Origin of the sequence: Saccharicrinis aurantiacus (genome assembly GCF_001660705.2) — a bacterium.
In the GTDB taxonomy this organism is placed as follows: domain Bacteria; phylum Bacteroidota; class Bacteroidia; order Bacteroidales; family Marinilabiliaceae; genus Saccharicrinis; species Saccharicrinis aurantiacus.
Window position 1 is genome coordinate 1 of the sequence record NZ_LYBV02000068.1, and the last position, 1,502, is coordinate 1,502.

1 protein-coding gene is annotated in these 1,502 nt (G+C 32.4%); it reads right to left on the bottom strand.

The annotated features are described in order from the left end of the window. Positions 1 to 683: 683 nt before the first annotated feature. Positions 684 to 1,502: NADase-type glycan-binding domain-containing protein (locus tag A8B35_RS22960; RefSeq protein WP_222844215.1), on the bottom strand; the 819-nt coding region annotated here is incomplete at its 5' end.

Genomic DNA, 1,502 nt, shown 5'->3' on the forward strand with positions numbered 1-1,502 from the left:
CTTCAGTTCCAATAACCAACAGGAAAACTAAACTTATACAAAGGTTCTTCTTTAGAATAACTGACGAGATAAAATACCTGAGAGAAACATCTTGAACCAATTTTTGGGAGAACCCCTACTCCATTATTAAGTAAAATAAACTGATCAAAGTACTACAAAAATTTGCCAATTGGGTGGCAAGTGTGAGGAGTCTTAGCCAGAAAAGAACTTAAAAACACAGCCGAAATAAATAGAATCACAAACTGAAAACGCCAACTAGAAAAAAGAGACCTTAAATCCAATACTCCAAAGAAACGACAGAAAATAGATAAACTAGGAAAGTATGAAACCCAAAAAATCGAACCGAACCAAGACTAAAGATGCGAAAGAAAAATATAGTTTATAAGAGCGCGAAAGCAGAGGGCTGCGCAAATTATTAATTTAAACAACTAACCAAAAATACGCCTAAATTCAGACACGAAATATTGGCTAGTGTGTAACGGCTCGAATAAAGGTTCGTAGGCTGATTTGAAAAACCAAACCCTCAAAATCACACCAAGCCGAAACTTTTGTTTTGGTTATAAATTTATTCTTTTCACTAGCCGAAACAAAAGTTTCGGCGATTTTATTAAAACAGCTAAACTCCCAAACTTATTCTGACAGCCTATGACCTTTATTTTTTGTTGCCAACCGTTTTTTTCTTTCTAATGAACATCAAGTCCACTGAAATAAATTTCTGAAATTGCTACATCATCATATTTTAATCCTTCGTATACTTCTAATATTTCAAATTTCAAAGTCCAATCTGGTTTCATTTTTAGAGCATCTATATCAGTTCTATTGCTATTACCAATTGGCTCAATCTTAAAACTCTGAGAACACCGCATATCTTTTAAACTTAGAATAGCATATGGTTTATTATCAATATAAACTTTTAGTTTTTTAACTCTTGAATTATTTTCCCAAGCAGCTTTACTCTTTACGTATCCGTTAATTACGATTATTTCATTAATTCTTGGAGATGCCCCTTCAAAAGTATATAAAAGATATTCCCCAATTCCATATCCGTCTACACCTTCAATCCACGCATTCTTATAATTTAAATCATGGGCATTTTTAGGGTCATAACTATTTGTTCCTTGTGATTTTAAATAACTTGATGCTGATACTTCCTTAGGTCCACCACCACAATACCAGCTACAACCGCTTCCTTCAATCTGCCAAATATTGTCTTTTGTCTCGTCACAATAAAATAATATTTTTTGTTCTTCTAATGTATAATCATTAGTTCCACTTCTTCCCTCTCTATCAATTTTCTTAAAAAGTTCTCTGCAATCTTTAAATGCTGCGTCAGATTGAAATTTTGAAACTGATTCATTATTAAAATCTAATTCAAATCCCAATACTGGTTCAAGTATTGGGATATCTTGGCTCTTTATAAAGCCAATTTCAAAGAAAACTAAAAAGATTGTTGCTATTATCTGTTTCATAAAAATACTTCTGTTGTTTTTCAAATGGTTGGC